The 18,481-nt window shown below is 51.4% G+C and carries 13 protein-coding genes; 11 read left to right on the forward strand and 2 right to left on the reverse strand.

Annotation, left to right across the window (positions count from 1 at the left end; all coding sequences use genetic code 11):
* Position 1: 1 nt before the first annotated feature.
* Together BGO59_RS16650 and BGO59_RS16655 are read right to left on the reverse strand one after the other, a co-directional pair.
* Positions 2 to 1,117: a D-TA family PLP-dependent enzyme gene (locus BGO59_RS16650; protein ID WP_293684785.1), complete on the reverse strand. Its 1,116-nt coding sequence runs from the start codon at positions 1,115 to 1,117 to the stop codon at positions 2 to 4.
* A 2-nt stretch (positions 1,118 to 1,119) separates the two neighbouring features.
* The gene (locus BGO59_RS16655; RefSeq protein WP_293684786.1) at positions 1,120 to 1,596 is read right to left on the reverse strand and encodes a RidA family protein; all 477 of its coding nucleotides are present in this window, start codon (positions 1,594 to 1,596) and stop codon (positions 1,120 to 1,122) included.
* 84 nt (positions 1,597 to 1,680) lie between these two features.
* On the opposite strand from BGO59_RS16655, the gene BGO59_RS16660 reads away from it, so the two are divergent.
* The 11 genes from BGO59_RS16660 to BGO59_RS16710 all read left to right on the forward strand — a co-directional run bounded on the left by BGO59_RS16660 (position 1,681) and on the right by BGO59_RS16710 (position 18,234).
* Positions 1,681 to 2,088 carry a VOC family protein gene (locus BGO59_RS16660; RefSeq protein WP_293684788.1) on the forward strand — a complete coding sequence of 136 codons (408 nt, stop codon included), beginning with the start codon at positions 1,681 to 1,683 and terminating at the stop codon, positions 2,086 to 2,088.
* Positions 2,089 to 2,237: 149 nt separating this feature from the next.
* Complete coding sequence (locus tag BGO59_RS16665; protein ID WP_293684790.1) at positions 2,238 to 2,972, forward strand: hypothetical protein; 735 nt, start codon at positions 2,238 to 2,240, stop codon at positions 2,970 to 2,972.
* On the forward strand, positions 2,969 to 5,740 hold the full coding sequence (locus tag BGO59_RS16670) for a TonB-dependent receptor (RefSeq protein ID WP_293684792.1): 2,772 nt from the start codon (positions 2,969 to 2,971) through the stop codon (positions 5,738 to 5,740). Before BGO59_RS16665 ends, BGO59_RS16670 begins: the two co-directional genes overlap by 4 nt.
* Position 5,741: 1 nt before the next feature.
* Positions 5,742 to 6,857, forward strand: a complete 1,116-nt coding sequence (locus BGO59_RS16675; protein ID WP_293684794.1) for a DUF4249 domain-containing protein — start codon at positions 5,742 to 5,744, stop codon at positions 6,855 to 6,857.
* Between the two features lie 14 nt (positions 6,858 to 6,871).
* Positions 6,872 to 7,987: a DUF4249 domain-containing protein gene (locus BGO59_RS16680; protein WP_293684796.1), complete on the forward strand. Its 1,116-nt coding sequence runs from the start codon at positions 6,872 to 6,874 to the stop codon at positions 7,985 to 7,987.
* An 8-nt stretch (positions 7,988 to 7,995) separates the two neighbouring features.
* Positions 7,996 to 10,458: a hypothetical protein gene (locus tag BGO59_RS16685; RefSeq protein WP_293684798.1), complete on the forward strand. Its 2,463-nt coding sequence runs from the start codon at positions 7,996 to 7,998 to the stop codon at positions 10,456 to 10,458.
* A 102-nt stretch (positions 10,459 to 10,560) separates the two neighbouring features.
* Entirely contained in the window at positions 10,561 to 13,173 is a 2,613-nt protein-coding gene (locus BGO59_RS16690) for a glycosyl hydrolase (RefSeq protein WP_293684800.1), read from the forward strand.
* A gap of 36 nt (positions 13,174 to 13,209) precedes the next feature.
* Positions 13,210 to 14,259, forward strand: a complete 1,050-nt coding sequence (locus BGO59_RS16695) for a glycoside hydrolase family protein (protein WP_293684802.1) — start codon at positions 13,210 to 13,212, stop codon at positions 14,257 to 14,259.
* A gap of 101 nt (positions 14,260 to 14,360) precedes the next feature.
* Positions 14,361 to 16,502: a PQQ-binding-like beta-propeller repeat protein gene (locus tag BGO59_RS16700; protein ID WP_293684804.1), complete on the forward strand. Its 2,142-nt coding sequence runs from the start codon at positions 14,361 to 14,363 to the stop codon at positions 16,500 to 16,502.
* Positions 16,503 to 16,522: 20 nt separating this feature from the next.
* Positions 16,523 to 17,407 carry an ROK family protein gene (locus BGO59_RS16705; protein ID WP_293684806.1) on the forward strand — a complete coding sequence of 295 codons (885 nt, stop codon included), beginning with the start codon at positions 16,523 to 16,525 and terminating at the stop codon, positions 17,405 to 17,407.
* A 17-nt stretch (positions 17,408 to 17,424) separates the two neighbouring features.
* Positions 17,425 to 18,234, forward strand: coding sequence for an SIS domain-containing protein (locus tag BGO59_RS16710; protein ID WP_293684808.1), 810 nt, complete (start codon positions 17,425 to 17,427; stop codon positions 18,232 to 18,234).
* Positions 18,235 to 18,481: the final 247 nt, after the last annotated feature.

Below are 18,481 nucleotides of genomic sequence, written 5' to 3' on the forward strand. Positions count from 1 at the left end.
ATTACACAACAATCATTCGGTCGCGGGCAATGGTACGCCATTCGCCGGAGATCGTCCCCGCTTCGACCGTGTAGGCTCGTTCATAGAGTGCCACCGTTGGGCAAATGTGGTTGGGAATGCCGTAGAACACATCACCCACTTTGTAGGAATGTCCTTCGCCAGCTTCCAAAACCAGATGCTCTTCACTCTGACCGACGGCTTTCAATTCGGGTGCATTCAGGAAAGTTACCCGTTGGACTAATTCACCTTCGGCAGCTACCGACTTATGCCCTAGATCGACGCAAATTCTGGTTGATGTGGGTAACGAAATCACACGGGCAACGACCAGAGCAGCTGGCAGGAATGCTTGTTCTGGCAAAATAGTCTGATAGCCTTTGTCCCAGTAAATGAATGTACCAGGACTACATTCTACCTCCGGACGTTTGGCATGAATCGGGAACGACGGGCTACCTCCAGCCACAATAATCGGTTTACCATGCCCTTTGGCAGCCAGTGTTTCACTCAACAACTGCACCGGCCAGAAACCGGCATCGCATTCAATGGTCCGGGCGCCAATGTCAGGGTTTCGCAATTGACCGTCGTAGGCATGTAATCCAACAGGCTGCACACCCGGCAGTTTTTCCAGCTCCGCATACAGCGTCACCACTGCCTCGCCGGGCGCAATCCCCGTTCGGTTCATGCCCACATTCAGGTCGATATACACGGGTACGACCAGCCCAGCCACCACCGCCTGTTCCGACAAGGCCTGAGCCGTATCTATGTTATCGACCAAGCACGAAAAGCGAGTCTGCGGATACGTTTTGATCAGATCGATCAGTCGATGAATTTTGGTGGTATTGGGCTGATAGGCCAGCAACACATCGGGTGCCCCAATCATCGCCAGCATTTCGGCTTCGGCAATCGTTGCACACTTAAACTTCTGAATACCGGCTTCGAGCAACAGTTGAGCCGCTTCCCGCGATTTGCATGTTTTTATGTGTGGCCGCAACCGGCTTCGATCACCAATGGTGCTGATGAGCCGGGCAATATTCTGTTTAACCCGCTCCGGGTACACGACCAACGCTGGTGTGTCCAGATGCGACAGATCGTTGATGGAATACCAGGATTTCTGTTCCATGACTAAACCAGTTCAAATAACGCTTCTACCTCAACCGGAATATTGTCGGGCAAGGAGCCCATACCTACTGCCGACCGCACACCGATGCCATTTTCGGTCCCCCAGACACTGGCAAACAGCTCGCTACATCCGTTAATCACATAAGGATGGCGCTCGAAATTGGACGTGCAGTTAACCATGCCCAACACCTTAATAACACGCTTTACCCGATCAAGGCTACCCAGGTGGGTTCGTATCGTAGACAAGATGGTCAGACCAACCTGACGGGCCGCCAGCTTACCTTGTTCCATGTCCATATCGTCACCAATTCGGCCGATAATCAGGCTTTTGTCATCCTGAACCGGGCCATGTCCTGAAACATACAGATACTTGCCGTCGATCAAATAGGGTTTATAAACGCCTAACGGTTGGGGGGCTGGAGGCAAAGAAAGACCCGTTTGGGCAAAGGCTGCTTCAGGAGATAGGATTTCCGCTTGCATGAGGTTGGTTTAGAGTTTTTAGTTCCTGCAAACTTAATCGAAACCGGGCGACCAGTTACTATCTTGCCGCATATTTCAAAACATATGAAGCAACGAATCGCTCACATGGCTCTGGTTGTCGAGGAGTATGACGAGGCCATCCAATTCTACACCGAAAAACTGTCGTTCACTGTGGTTGAAGATACCCGGCTCAGCGACGATAAACGCTGGGTACGCGTGTCTCCGCCGGGCGCTACTGAATCCTGCCTTCTGTTGGCAAAAGCGGCCAATGAAGACGAACGAAGCCGAATCGGAAATCAGACGGGCGGGCGTGTTTTTCTGTTTCTGTTTACCGACGATTTCTGGCGGGATTATCATCGTATGCAGGAGAAAGGCGTCCAGTTCGTTCGTGAGCCTGTTGAAGAAGCGTACGGAACGGTGGCGGTCTTTGCCGATCTGTATGGCAATCTGTGGGATTTACTCCAGCCCAACGACGACAGTAAAGCTAATTAGCACAGTAGACTCAACCCGAACGGTTTAGTAAAATGAGCATATGAGATTAATTGCGCCACTTGGCAGTACTTAGTAGGAGCCGTTTCACAAATTCTTTTAAATTTGCCTATCGACCGTTCCATCGACCGTTCCTCTTCCTAAAATACTCCATGCGCTGGCCCACACTTGTTCTTATTGCTACTTTATTGCCCTCTATTAACCTGTTGGGGCAATCAGTCAAGTCAGACAGCTTATTCATACAACAGGCTAAAAATCGGGCTGTTGGCGTATACGAACGGGCTATTTATCGGCAGGAGCATGTGTACGAAGGCAACGAATACATTCCGCATGATCACCGGATAAAAATACATCCCTTCTACCCCATTGATACGCTACAGCGTGGAACAATAGCCTATAATGGCACCGATTACCACGATGTGCCGATGCTCTACGACATTGTGCGGGATGAATTGTCCATCCAGCCCCCCGAAGGCGGCTACCGGATTCGGATTCATACCAATAAAGTCAGTGCTTTTTCCATCGGGCCCTATCAATTTGTCAAGATCTTGGGCGACAGCGCATTAGGGGCTCCTACCGGATTCTACCAACTGCTGCACAATGGCTCCGTTAAGGTGTTCGTCCGTCGCATAAAAACCATTCATGAAGACATTTCGAGTGGTGCCTATAAAGCCGATTACATTCCTCAGGATCGGTTCTTTATCCTGAAAGATGGCGTTTATCATCCCGTCAAAACCAAAGGCTCGGTACTGAGCGTGTTCGCGGATAAGGGAAAGGAACTAAAAAAGTTCATCCGAGCTAATCAACTCAAATTCAAGGACCTGCAACGCGAAGAGGCCATCAGTCGGGTGACTCAGCAGTATGAAGAACTAACGCACAAACTATGACCCATCTTTACCGAATTACGTTTCTTTGGTTGCTGCTGATCGGGTCTAGCGGAACTATACTGGCCCAGGTCATACCCGATAAATCGATTAGTGGCGACTTTTCGAACCTGCGTTTCGACACGTTTGTGGAGCGCATTGAAGCCCAAACGCCCTATCGGTTTTTCTACAATCCTGCCGAAGTCGACAGCTTCCTGGTGGATATACGGGTCGAGAATAAGCCCGTTCGGACGGTATTGCAACAGGTATTCAATGGCTCCAGATACAACTACGCCATCGACGCCCAGCAGCGGGTCTATGTGACTGTTGATCGGGTTATTCGAACCGATTTACCCATCGGATTTTTCCGGGGTGGTGCTCCGTCCGGTTCCGACACGACATTAAATGCCTACCTGACCCAAGGGGCTCGAAAAGTTCAGGCGGAACCGGAAGCCAAAACCTACGAAATCGGTAAACGGACCAACCCAATTCGTCCGGGCCGTTCAACACTGGCTGGTTTTGTACGCAATGTAGCCTCCGGTGAGCCCGTCGTAGGAGCCGCTATTTACATCGAAAATCCTCGTCAGGGCACCGTCAGCGATCAGTTTGGTTATTATTCGATCACGCTTCCCCGTGGTCGGCACGACCTCAAACTCCGCAGCATCGGCATGAAAGACACCCGACGCCGGATTATTCTATACGGTGATGGCAAGCTCGATATTGACATGGAAGATGACGTGATTGCCCTGAAAGAAGTCGTTATCGAAGCCGAGAAGGATAAGAATATATCGGGCCTTCAGATGGGGCAGGAACGGATCGACATCAAAAGCATCAAGCAGGTACCAACGGCCCTGGGCGAAGCGGACTTGTTGCGGGTGATTCAGACCCTACCGGGGGTAAAAACCGTGGGCGAGAGTTCTACGGGGCTTAATGTGCGCGGGGGTGCTACCGACCAGAACCTGATCCTCTACAACGACGCTACCATTTATAACTCGTCGCACCTGTTTGGGTTCTTCTCGGCGTTCAACCCCGACATGATCAAAAGTGCCGAATTATATAAAAGTGCCATTCCATCCCGGTTTGGCGGTCGGCTGGCGTCGGTACTCGACGTGCAAACCCGCGATGGCAACAAAAAGAAATTTGTCGGGTCGGGTGGGATTGGGTTATTGACTGGCCGGCTGACGCTGGAAGGCCCCATTTTTAAAGACAAAACGTCGTTCATTGCCGGAGTGCGCTCTACCTACTCCGACTGGTTGCTGCGTCAATTGCAAAGTGCTTCCTTTCAGAACAGCAAAGCTTCGTTCTACGACCTGAATCTGCACGTCACGCACGAGGCCAATGAAAAAAATACGGTCTATTTCACGGGTTATCTGAGTAGTGACAAATTCCGGCTCAACAGCGATACGTCGTACCAGTATCAGAACAAAACGGCGACGCTGAAATGGAAACACATTTTCAATAACAAGCTCTACAGCGTGTTCACGGGCAGTTATAGCGGCTACACCTACCATGTATCGAGCGACAAAAATCCGGTCAATGCCTATGATCTGAGCTTCGGTATCAATCAATCGCAGGTTAAGGCCGATTTCAACTTTTTCCCGACCAATCAGCACACCGTCGACTTTGGCATTAGCAGTACGTACTACAAACTCTCACCCGGCAACTTCCAGCCCAAGGGTGACAAGTCGCTGATCGTGCCAGATGTGGTTCCAGATGAACAGGGGCTGGAAAGTGCGATTTATCTGGGCGACCGCTTCGACATCAGCCCCAAACTGTCGATCAGTGCCGGACTTCGGTATTCGTTCTATAATTACCTGGGGCCTCATGCGGTGTATCAATATGTACCGGGCGTTCCCAAGTCGGAGAATACCATTATCGATACCCTGAATTACGGTTCTGGCAAATCGATTACCAATTATCAGGGCCCCGAATACCGGATTGCGCTTCGGTATGGCCTGTCGTCGACGGCATCGATCAAATTGAGCTTCAACCGGACCCGTCAGTATATTCAGATGCTGTCGAACACGACCGTCATCTCCCCCACCGACATCTGGAAACTCAGCGATACGCACATCAAACCCCAGGTTGGCGATCAGTATGCCATTGGCCTTTATAAAAACAATCGCACCAATACCATCGAAATGTCGGTCGAAGCCTATTACAAAACCATGCAGAACCGACTGGACTACCGAAGCGGGGCCGAACTGATTCTGAATCACCATATTGAAACCGATGTGGTCAATGCCGAAGGCAAAGCCTACGGCGTTGAATTTCTGGTCAAAAAACTAACGGGTAAACTGAACGGCTGGCTAAGCTACACCTACGCCCGGACCCTGCTCCGAACCGCCGACGCCACCAACAACGAAATCATCAATAAAGGAAGCTGGTACCCAAGCAATTACGACAAACCGCACGATGTAACGCTGGTGGGCAACTACAAGATCAACCGCCGGTTCAGTCTGTCGCTCAATTTTACGTACAGTACGGGTCGCCCGATAACCTTACCCGTTTCGAAGTATGTGCTCGATGGTGTACCGCGTCTGCTCTATTCCGAACGAAATCAGTACCGCATCCCCGATTATTACCGCACTGATTTTGCCATGAATATTGAAGGGAATCATAAGGTTAAAAAACTGGCGCATAGTTCTTGGACCATTGCGGTCTACAACCTGCTGGGTCGGCACAATCCGTATTCGGTGTATTTCAAAACAGAGGGTTACCGGATCAATGGCTATCAGCTATCCATTTTTGGACAACCCATTCCATCGGTCACCTATAATTTCCGGTTTTGATATGACGAGCAGATTCTATACAAAACTGGTTGGCTGGATACTCATACTAGTGGTTAGCAGTTGTATTGACCCGTACCGCCCACCCGAAATTTCGTCACCCGATAGTTATCTGGTAGTGAGTGGCTTTTTTAACAGTGCCCCCGGTACAACGTCTACCATCCAACTAGCGCGCACCCAAAACTTATCCGACAACAAGGCACCTACGGCCGAAACAAAGGCGCAGGTCACCATCGAAAGCCAAAGCAAAGCGATTTATACGCTCAAGGAAAGTACGGCTGGGTCGTATACCCTCACCGGCGTCACCCCACAGGTAGGTGACACGTATCGACTGCATATCAAGACGGCCAAAGGGCTTGACTACTACTCCGATTACGTGCCTGTTGTGACAACTCCTCCCATCGATAGTGTGAGCTGGCGGGTCGAAAACGATGGGGTACAAATCAGTGCAAACACCCACGATCCGAAAAACAGCACCCACTACTACCGATGGGAATACGATGCCACCTGGGAGTATTATTCAACCTTTACCTCTACGCATGAGATAAAAAACAACCAGATCGTGCCGCGTCAGGAGGATGTGTATACGTGCTGGGGAAGTGAAAGCTCCACTAACATCATGACCTTTTCTACCGTCCGGCTCAGTCAGGACGTGGTCAGTCGATTTCCACTGACCTTTATTCCCGGTACATCGTTAAAGATCGGTGTCCGCTATAGTATGCTGGTCAGGCAGTTTGCCTTGACGCAGGAAGCATTCACGTATTACGATCAGTTGGGCAAAATCACGCAGAATATTGGCTCTATTTTCGATCCGCAACCCACCCAGATTGTTGGTAATATCCATTCGCTGACCAATGCCAGCGACCTGGTCATGGGTTTCTTTCGGGTTGGCAACATCGAAACCAAACGCATTTTTATTTCGAAATCACAACTTCCCAACTGGTACACGAACAACGGGATAGGTAGCTGCGATACCGACACGTTAAGTACGGCCGACGTCCGAATGAATCAACCCGGTATCATTAGTCCCTACACAAGTGCCAGTTATATAACCACTAGCCAACCCTGCGTCGATTGCCGATTACGGGGTGGCGTCATTCAACGACCGAGTTTTTGGTAGAGGAGCTTTTCCGTATGCGCAACAATCCATTCATATATTGGCTTAGCTGGGCTCTGCTCCTGCTCGTAAGCGGGTGCATTGATCCGTATCGGCCGCCGGAAATTGCTGCGCCTGCCAGTTATCTGGTCGTCAATGGTTTTTTCGATAGTGCACCGGGGGCTACGACGACCATCCAACTGTCACGCACCCAGAACCTGACCGATACCAAATCGCCAACAGCCGAAACAAAGGCACTAGTGACGATCGAAAGCCAAAATAAGGCCATTTTCACCCTGAAAGAAGGGGTTAATGGTGCTTACTCGTTATCAGGTGTTACGCCATTAACTGGAGAAACCTACCGCCTGCATATCAAAACGGCTAAAGGAACGGATTACTATTCAGACTATGTGCCCGTACTCACTACGCCCGCTATCGACAGCGTTAGCTGGCATACCGAAGCCAACAACGTACTGTTCAGCGTAAACACCCACGACCCCAAAAACAACACCCACTACTACCGTTGGGAATTTGAAGAAACCTGGGAGTTTACGGCGCCCTATTATTCCCAACTGGAGATCAAAAACAATAAGATTGTCGACCGAACGGAAAACATCAACCGGTGCTGGAATACCACCTATTCGACCAATATTATGCTCACCTCGACCGAGCGGCTGAGTCAAGATATTGTCAGTCAGTTTCCACTGACGTCGGTGGCGGGTACGTCGGGCAAACTGGGCATTAAGTACAGTATGCTGGTGAAGTCCTACGCGCTGACGCAGGCAGGGTTTGCCTACTACGATCAACTGGCAAAGATCACCCAAAATCTAGGCTCTATTTTCGACCCGCAGCCGTCACAGATTACAGGAAACATTCGGGCCAGCAACGACCCGGACGATCTGGCGCTGGGCTTTTTCCGGGTTGGCACGGTAGCCACCAAACGAATTTTTATCCGACGCGATAAGCTACCAAACATCAGCACCTATGCAGGCGATCCGGGCTGTGTGGTCGACACATTTTCCGTATCGAAAGTATTAAAAGAACAACCGGCCATCATCAGCCTCTTTGGCGAAAATCAATATTTGGTAACCTCGTTTCCTTGTGTCGATTGTCGGTACAAAGGCATTAATAAACGGCCCTCTTTTTGGGAATAAGACACCACATGAACCACCTGACGCTAGACTATACCCCTACCCTTCCTGAGCGATCCAATCGTTTGGCTAGCCTTTTCCTGCTACTCATTAGCTGGCTGGTTGTTAGCGCCTTACCCAGTTTTGGACAACCATCTGGTTTGACTGCCGCGCTTACCCAATCGTTTGACCAATATCGGCAGCAGGCCCTTCAGGAGAAACTTTTTGTCCATACCGATCAGGGATTTTACCTGACAGGCGAGACGATGTGGTTCAAGATCTATTACGTCGATGGCAGTTTTCACAAACCACTGGATCTGAGCAAAGTAGCCTACATCGAACTGCTCGACAAAGACCAGAAATCCGTGTTGCAAACTAAAGTAGCCCTTACACCTAACGGGGGGGATGGAACGCTGTTTCTGCCTTCATCACTCAATTCGGGAACGTATCTGATGCGAGCCTATACCAACTGGATGAAGAACTTCCCGGCCAGCTACTTTTTCGAAAAACTCATTACAGTTGTCAACCCGTTTAAGCCATTAACTCCATCCCCAACAGCCGATGTCGCCGATCTGGACATTCAGTTTTTTCCCGAAGGGGGCAATCTCGTCGATGGCCTTACCAGCAAGGTAGCGTTTCGGGCCGTCAACGCGTCGGGTGCCGGACAAGCGCTTCGGGGCTGGGTACTCAACAGTCGGAACGATACGCTAACTACCTTTTCGTCGCACAAATTTGGTCTCGGCACGTTTACGCTCACCCCAACAATCAATACCACCTACCGAATACTTTTGCGCGATGAAAAAGGGCGTCAGTTTACCCGTTCATTACCAGTCATTCAGCCGCAGGGATATGTCATGACCCTGGACGACAGCAACCCCAATCAGCTAACGGTCACTGTCACATCCAATCTGGGTACTCCTTCGACGGTTTATCTGTTTGCCCATACCCGACAGGCGGTTAAACGAGTAGAAGCCCACCCGATTGACCGGCAGACGACGTTTCAGATCGACAAAAAAGCCCTAGGTGATGGTATTTCGCACCTGACCCTTTTCGACGCTCAGCAAAACCCCGTCTGTGAGCGGTTGTATTTCAAACGTCCGGCTCAGCCGCTCACCATTGCCCTCAAAACAGACCAGCCTCAGTATGCCTCCCGCAGCAAGGTAACGCTCGAAGCCTCCGTTCAGGGAACGACTTCGCAGGCCAATCAGGCCACTTTATCAGTCGCTGTGTACCGGGTCGATTCATTGAGTTCGCCCAATACGAGCAACATTCTGAGCTATTTACTGATGACCTCCGATTTGCAGGGAGGCATCGAATCACCCGACTATTACCTCCAATCCGAAACCCCTGAAGTAGCCCAGGCGACTGACAATCTGATGCTTACCCACGGTTGGCGACGTTTCCGCTGGAACGATGTGCTGCGTCCTGTGTCACGCCCTTCCTTTCCATTCATTCCTGAATACAGCGGCCCAACCGTTAGTGGAACGCTCACCGATCCGGCTACGGGCAAACCCGTTCCTCGCAAATTAACCTACCTCTCCACACCCGGTAAGCCCATCCGATTGTATGTCTCGCTAAGCGATACAGCCGGACGGCTTCTGTATGAAGTGCAGGATTTTTATGGTCCGAAAAACCTGATTGCCCAGACCAATCCGCAGGACAGTCTTTTCAAACTGACGATCAACAATCCGTTTAGCGAAACGCCATCAACACACCAATGGGCAGATCGGCTCCCCACCGAATCCCAGGCCACTTCGCTGACCAATCGAAGCGTAGCCATGCAGGTCCAATCGACTTACTGGGGCGACCGTTCCATTCAATACAAATACCCAGCCGTCGATAGTGCCGCGTTTTACGCCAAACCTAAAGAATCGTATCTACTTGATGCCTACACCCGCTTTCCACGTATGGAAGAAGTGCTACGCGAGTATGTACTCGGTGTGATGCCCCGCAAACGACAGGGCCATTTTGTGTTGAACGTACTCAACGAACCGTACCGCGCCATTTTCGAGAACCAGGCGTTGGTACTGATCGATGGCGTGCCCGTTTTCGACATGGACAAAGTGATTGAGTTCAGCCCGTTGAAGGTGAAGCAACTGGATGTCGTTACGAACTTCTACCTGATGAGTCCGGCGGTTTTCAGCGGCATCATCAGCTTTATGACGTACAAGAGCGATCTGGCAGGCTTCCCACTCGATAATCGGCTGGTACGACTTGACTATGACGGTCTCCAGTTGCAACGGGAGTTCTTTGCTCCCCGCTACGACCGACCTGCCAGTGCCACCACGAAGTCAGCCTCCAGCCGACTACCCGATGGGCGAACGCTGCTGTACTGGAATCCGAACTGGAAACCCAACTTACAGGGCAAAGCGCAGGCCGATTTTTACACCTCCGACCAAACGGGCACCTACCAGGTAGACGTAAACGGCCTCAACCGCGAAGGGACGCCTGCTTTTCAGCGATTTACGTTTGATGTAAAAAACACACCGAAGTAGATTTTGCCTCGCTCAGGGGGAACATGAACGCGAAACTAGGTAAGTACAGTACGGTAACCCGGCTTCTGTTTAGTACTTTGTCGGTTCAGATTCTGACCTTTCATGAAAAACGTATGTATAGCCCTAACGGCTCTTCTGCTATGGCTCCAGTTTACCTCTTCGGCGGCTCAGTCGTCGATTCCCAAAAATACCCAGATAGCAACCGGCAATACCGCTAAACCCTGGACGTATTGGTGGTGGATGGGTAATGCTGTAAACGAAGCTGACATCACCTATCAACTCGAACAGTTTGCCAAAGCCGGACTTGGTGGCGTCCATATCATCCCGATTTATGGGGTTAAAGGTGCTGAAAAGCAATTCATTCCCTTCCTGAGCGACCGCTGGCTGACGGTATTTGCCCATACGGTTCGCGAGGGTAAACGGCTGGGGGTAGGTGTCGATCTGACAACCGGAACGGGCTGGCCATTTGGAGGGCCGGGCATATCGAACAGCCTGGCCGCCAAAGAATGGAAGCTGGATACTGGGAAACTGATTGCTGTACCGACCAAACAACAGGTGAAACGCCCGGCTCCCGGTGGGCAGGGACTGGTTATTGACTATTTCAATCCGGCAGCGGTTCAGTACTATCTCAAACGGTTCGATTCAACGCTTACCCACCTGCCCGAACGTCCGCGAGCGGTATATAATGATTCTTACGAAGTGTTCGGAGCCAACTGGTCTGACGTTTTCCTGACTGAATTTAAAGCCCGTCGCGGGTATGATCTAAACACGCAACTAACGGCTTTTCTGGATACTACCCAGTCCGAAACCAGCATTCTCGTTCATCAGGACTACCACCAGACGTTGTCCGAACTATTGCACGATGGATTTGCCAAACCCTGGGGCAGCTGGGCAACCAAAGCGGGCTATCTATCCCGCAATCAGGCACATGGCTCGCCCGGCAATCTGATCGACCTGTATGCCAGAGCCGATATTCCTGAAACTGAGTCCTTCGGTTCGAGTCGATTTCCGATTCCGGGTTTGCGCGTCGATGCCAATTATGAAGTTGATCGGTTCGGAACCCCCAACCCGCTGGCCATGAAATTTGCTTCGTCGGCGGCTCATCTGCTGGGCAAACCACTTGTTAGCTCTGAAACGACTACCTGGCTCGCCAACCATTTTCAGGTGTCGCTGTCACAGATCAAACCGCAGGTAGATGAATTGCTGGCGGCTGGTATCAACCACATTTTTTATCACGGTACGCCTTACTCGCCCCCGTCGGAAGGCTGGCCCCGCGTGGATTCGCCCGGCTGGCTGTTTTACGCGTCGACGAACTACGGGCCAAGCTCCCATTTCTGGCCCCATTTACCTTTACTCAATCGCTACATCGAACGTTGCCAGACTCGTTTGCAGGCCAGCAAGCCCGACAATGACCTGCTGGTCTATTTCCCGATTCATGATTTGTGGAGCACACGGGCAAAATCGGCAGGGGGCATACATCAACTGGAGGTGCATCATGTGGAGCGGTGGCTGCTTCCCCAACCGTTTGGTCAATTATGCGAACAGTTGAGCCAGCGCGGGTATTCGTTCGATTATGTATCCGACGAGTTATTAAAAACTCTGACGGTCAACAAGAAAGGTATTCATACACCCGGCGGAGCAACCTATCAGGCCATCCTGATTCCCCGCACAACGTACCTACCCGAAACCTCGCTCCGACTGCTCGACCAACTGGCGAAGCAGGGTGCCCGGATTATGTTTGACAGCCAGTTACCACAACAGGCTCCGGGTTTTCATAACCACCAAAGTCGTTCGGCAGCTATTCAACAAATCGGTCAGGCCCTTCGCCAGCAAAAGACAGTAGCGGTTAGCCCGGACATCTTCAGTACACTAGCCAAAGCGGGTGTTCGGGTAGAACCCTGGGCGACCGAAGGCTTATCATTTATCCGCAAACATCGGGGCGACACCACGCAGTATTTTATCACGAACCTTGGTAACCGATTCCGCCAGAACTGGGTAACGCTTTCAGCCCAGGGACGTATCTTTCGCTACGATCCACTGACGAACCAAACCCAGCCGTTACCAGCCCGAAAAGGATCGAATGGTCAAACCGACGTATTTCTGACACTGGAACCGGGGCAGTCCTGCTTTATCAATGTGATTCCAGGCCAGCCCACCCTGATGAGTTCAGCCGAGCAAAACCAATTGGTAAACCGCACATCGGCAAAGCCTATTCCGCTCTCCAATCAATGGCAGGTGCAGTTTCTGAAAGGTCGGCCGAACTTAACCAACCAGGCGACCTTACCCACCCTTACTTCCTGGACAACACTTTCTGATTCGGCTGGTTATTTCTGGGGCACAGCCCGATACACCACCACCTTCGATCTGCCTGCCAACCCCAAAGCATCAGGCTACCAGCTTGACCTGGGTGATGTGCGGGAAGTGGCCGACGTGCGGCTCAACGGACAAGCCATTGGCACAGCCTGGTGCATTCCTTTTCGACTCACAATACCCGCATCACTCCTGAAACCCACCGGCAACAAACTGGAAATCGACGTAACGAACTTATCAGCCAACTACATGCGGCTTTACGACCGAAAAAATCCAGGCTGGAAGAAGTTCTATGACATCAACATCGTAGACATTCGTTACCGCCCCTTCGACGCTACAAAATGGGATGCTCAACCATCTGGTCTGCTGGGACCAATAATGCTGACACCGATTAGTTCGTTATAAATTGGTAGTCGGTTTACCGCAAACACCAATATCATTATGATGACTCGACGAAATTTTCTAACCGGATTAACCCTACTCCCATTCACCAATGCCTTGGCGGATGGCTTGACTGTATGGCCTTTCGATGATAATCGCGCCGAATTCAGTAAACACCTTAAGCCCGTTGGTCGGGCGTTGGAATCGCCCGATTGGTATGTATCAGCCAATAGTCCTATCTATGGCCCCAACGGTAGCGTACACCTGTTTTATTCGCGCTGGCCTGCCGACCGGAAAGCAGACGGCTGGCTCAACGGTGCCGAAATAGCCCATGCCGTTGCCAAATCGCCCGAATCCGCGTTTGAATACGTCGAAACAGTGCTGGCTCCCCGTCCGGGTCATTGGGATGCGACGACCTGCCATATGCCACACATCCAGTATGTCGATGGCAGGTATTGTCTGTTCTATACGGGCAATTCCAACGGCCAGACAGACACCCTGCGCATTGGCCTGGCCACCGCCAAATCCCTGAAAGGCCCCTGGAAACGTTCCGATGCGCCTTTGCTGGAACCTGGGTCTGCGGGAGCCTGGGATGATTATTGCACCACGAATCCGGCGTTTATTCAACATCCCAACGGACAGTACTGGCTCTATTACCAGTCAGGAAAAGCGAGCAACTCAGCTGGTCAAGGGTATCAAAAATATGGGCTGGCTACTGCCAATTCCCTCCTGGGGCCGTATCGGCGGTACAGCAAAAAACCCATCCTCGACTTTTCGTCCAAAGGTAAACATGCACAGATCGATGATGCCTTTGTTTGGTTACAGCACGGCCGGTTCAACATGCTTCTCGGTGATATGGGCGTTCAAAGTAACCATGGAGGCCTATATCTGGATTCGCACGATGGCGTTCATTGGGAAGACCCCAGCGTTGCGTTTGGTCCTCTCAGCGAATACGTAAAAGAGCCATCTGTCTCTAACCAGGGAAACGCATACGATCGACTGGAACATCCTCAGTTGCTTATACAACACGGTCGGCCACGCTACCTGTTTGCAGCAGCCCAGGGCGGTAAATACATGACCTCATCGCCTTTTATCTTCAAAATCGTTTAACAAATGATTAAAGAGCGAAAGAGCGAAAGGGTGAAAGAGCGAAGGTATACTTTTAGTCCTTCGCTCTTTCACCCTTTCGCTCTTTCGCTCTTTCACGGCCTATGAAACGTATTTACCTACCTCTCACATTAGCGTCGATTACACTATTCGGAGCGGCAGCCTTGACGTCCTCCGTTGATCCACCGGGTTCGGGTGATGACTGGGCGGAGTACCTGGGTGGCCCCGACCGTAGCCATTATTCAACCCTCAGCCAGATTGATACCAGTAATGTGGGCCAACTGAAGATGGTATGGCAATACCATACGCTGGATTCGGGGCAGGTACAGTGCAATCCAATTGTAAAGAATGGGGTGTTGTATGGCATGACGGCAACGACCCAGCCGTTTGCGCTCAATGCCGCCACGGGCGAAAAACTCTGGACCTGGCAGGACACCACAGGACTTAAAGGTTCTGTCCGTTCACAGAGTACCAGCCGGGGTGTTGTCTACTGGGAAAGCGGCTCCGATCGACGGATTCTGTTTACACGGGGCCCCTGGCTGTACGCTATAGAAGCTGCTACAGGCAAACCCGTTGCCTCCTTTGGTGAGCAGGGCCGGACAAGTTTGAAAGCAGGGCTGGGGCCAACAGCCAAAGATAAGTTCGTGATCTCCAACACCCCCGGCACCGTATATGGTGATCTGATCATTATGCCGATGCGTCTGTCGGAAGCAGCCGATGCTGCCCCTGGAAACATCCAGGCGTTTAATATTCGCACGGGCGAATTAGCCTGGGTATTTCATACGATTCCGCATCCGGGTGAATTTGGCTATGACACGTGGCCGAAAGACACCTACAAGAATACCGATGTAGGAGCTGCCAACAACTGGTCGGGTATGGCGATTGATCGGCAACGGGGCATTGTTTATGTGCCAACCGGCTCGGCGGCTTTCGATTTTTACGGCGGTAATCGGCTCGGGCAGAATCTGTTCGCCAACTGCCTGCTGGCGCTCGATGCCAAAACCGGGAAACGGCTCTGGCATTTTCAGTTTGTACACCACGACATTCTCGACCGTGACGCGTCTGCTCCACCAAACTTACTGACGGTGACCCACAACGGGAAGAAAATTGATGCGGTAGCACAGGCAACCAAGCAGGGGTATGTCTTTTTATTTGATCGGGTAACGGGAAAACCGCTGTTTCCGATCAAAGAGGTCCCCGTACCTGCTTCGGATGTTGCCGGTGAAAAAGCCTGGCCAACCCAACCCATCCCAACAAAACCAGCCCCCTACGCTCGGCAATCCTTCCCCGAAACAGACGTCAACCCACTGGCTGCCAATCGGCAGGAGTTGATCGAAAGCCTTCGCCGAAGCCGAAACGAAGGCCCTTTTACCCCGTTGAGCAAACGAGGAACGATCATCTACCCCGGTCTCGATGGCGGGGCGGAATACGGAGGAGCGGCCGTTGACCCCAACGGTATTATGTACATCAACAGTAACGAAATGGCCTGGTTGATCTCTCTCGACAAGAAACTGTCGAACGATCAGCTTGCCCAACTTAGTCCGGGGCATCGGGTGTACACCACGACCTGTGCGTCTTGTCACGGTGCCGAACGTAAGGGTAATCCAGCCAGTGGCTATCCATCATTGGTCGACATCGGTAAACGGCGAAACCGGGCCTATGTCGATAATGTCATCTCAACAGGTAAGGGCATGATGCCTGCCTTTACGGGTCTGTCGACGATGCAAAAGCAGGAGTTACTGGCGTTTTTGTTTGGTGAAGAAAAGCAGGAAGTCGGCATGAATGCCTCATCCGAAGCCCGAAAAGGAACCCCAACCCAACCCAAAGCCTCTTACCAGATTTCGGGCTACAGCAAATTCCTCGACAAGAACGGATATCCAGCCATGAAACAACCCTGGGGAACGCTGAACGCCATCAATCTGAACACCGGCGAATACGTTTGGACAACCGTACTAGGCAATTATCCCGAATTGAACAGCCAGACCCCAACGGGTTCGGAGAGTTACGGAGGACCAGTCATTACAGCCGGGGGATTGGTGATCATTGCCGGCACGAAAGATGCCATGCTACGGGTTTTTGCTCGTAAAACGGGTAAGCTCCTCTGGGAAACAAAGCTTCCGGCAGCTTCCTTTGCAACCCCCTGCACGTACTCGGTCAACGGAAAACAGTATATTGCTCTGGCGTGTGGCGGCACGAAACTTGGCGCCCCCAAAGGCGATAGTTACGTAGCCTTTGCCTTACCCTAAACCGAAACGCTTCACTAATTATGAGCCAATCGATTGGCATTGACTTAGGTGGTACGCGCATTAAAGGCGTATTGATAGATAGGCATACGGGTGAGGTTTTAGAACGACGTATTGTACCGACCAATGACAGTGAAACGGGTAGCTGGAAAGCCGTTGTTCATCAAATTGTCCATGAGCTAAAAACGACAGCAACCGCACCAATTCGGGGGGTTGGGCTAGCCGCACCCGGATTACCTACAGTCGATAATTCGGCTATTGCGTGTATGCCCGGTCGATTAGCAGGGCTGGAAGGTTTCAACTGGACAGGGTTTCTCAACGAACGGGTCCATGTACTTAACGATGCCCATGCTGCTATGATGGCCGAAGCTCGTTTTGGAGCCGCCCGGAACATCGCCAATGCCGCTCTCATTACCCTCGGAACGGGTGTTGGGGGTGGTCTTCTGGTAGGTGGGCAGTTATACCAGGGGTTTTATCAGATGGCCGGGCACATTGGTCACATCACCGTGGACGCTGACACAGACAGCCTAGATGTTACCCAGTTACCCGGTAGCCTGGAAGAAGCCATTGGCAATACGACCGTCAGCCGCCGATCTTATGGCCGTTATCACACTACGCACGAGTTGGTAGCAGGCTATGCCGCTCATGAACCTTTGGCAACCCTTGTATGGCTCACCTCCGTCCGTCGGCTGGCGGTAGCCATTGCATCCATAGCCAACCTGTTTTCGCCCGAAGTGGTCATTTTAGGCGGAGGTATTACGCAGGCCAACGACGCTTTATTTTCGCCTTTACGAGCCTTCATGGACCTGTTCGAATGGCGACCTGCCGGAAAGAAAACCACCCTCTGCAAAGCCCATTTCGAAGATTGGGCCGGAGCCATCGGCGCTGCAGCTTGCTTTACTGATTAAATTTACGGTTTACAATCATGTCTCTAACGTCTCAATATATTCAGAAAGCCAGAGCGATTCTGGACGTTGCCGAACAACAGACCGGAGCCATTCAACAGGCGGCCCACTGGTTTAGTGAAACGATTTTGGCAGGTCGGATGGTACACCTGTTTGGTAGTGGCCATAGCCGTATTATGGTCGAAGAAATGTGGCCTCGGTATGGGTCGTTTCCGGGCTTCAATCCCATTGTTGAGCTGTCGCTCTCATTTCACAATCTGGTGGTCGGCGCCAATGGGCAACGGCAGGCCATGTTTCTCGAAAATGTACCCGGTCTGGCCGACCGGATTCTTCGCAACTACGATCTCTCCGAACAGGATTCGGCCCTGGTTATTTCGTCAAGCGGCTGCAATGTGGTACCTATCGAGATGGCCGAACTTTTTCAGAAACGGGGTGTCAAAGTAGTGGCGCTGATTACCCGACAACATGCTGAAAAAAGCACCAGCAAACGACAGGATGGCAAAAAACTAACCGACTTTGCTGATCTGGTGCTGGATACCGGCGCTCCTGTAGGTGATGCGATGGTCGACGTTCCCGGTCTCGACACGCCCGTTTCGCCCGGTTCTACTGTGGGCGGTGCCGTGATTGTCAACTGCATCAAAGCCGAAGTGGCCGGATTACTAACGCAGGCAGGTTATCCGCCCAAGGTCTTATCAGCGGCCAACGTTGTCGGGCCAGAACGAGCCGTTACGCTATTCGAAAGTGCCTATGACGAACACGCCCACCGACTGGCTACTTTATACGCGCAGGTAGGTTTCCCATCCTACGTAAGCGAACGAGCTGACTTGTAAGTAAGTGTTATATATGTGTATGCCGCATCGCCCTGTGGCCTTCCGTGTTGTCAGATGTAAGCATCTGACAACACGGGTTAACATGAGCCAGAGAATAGAACCAAAGGAAGAATATATTTCAATTAATGGATTATTAGAAATATTATTTGCCACCGATAGCCTTCCATAAAATACTATAAGTTAAATTGAACTCGATTTTGCTATATAGCTTTCCACCTCCGCACTCCTTGCATTACCTCCTGCCTGG

The organism is Spirosoma sp. 48-14, from assembly GCF_001898575.1.
Lineage (GTDB): Bacteria > Bacteroidota > Bacteroidia > Cytophagales > Spirosomataceae > Spirosoma.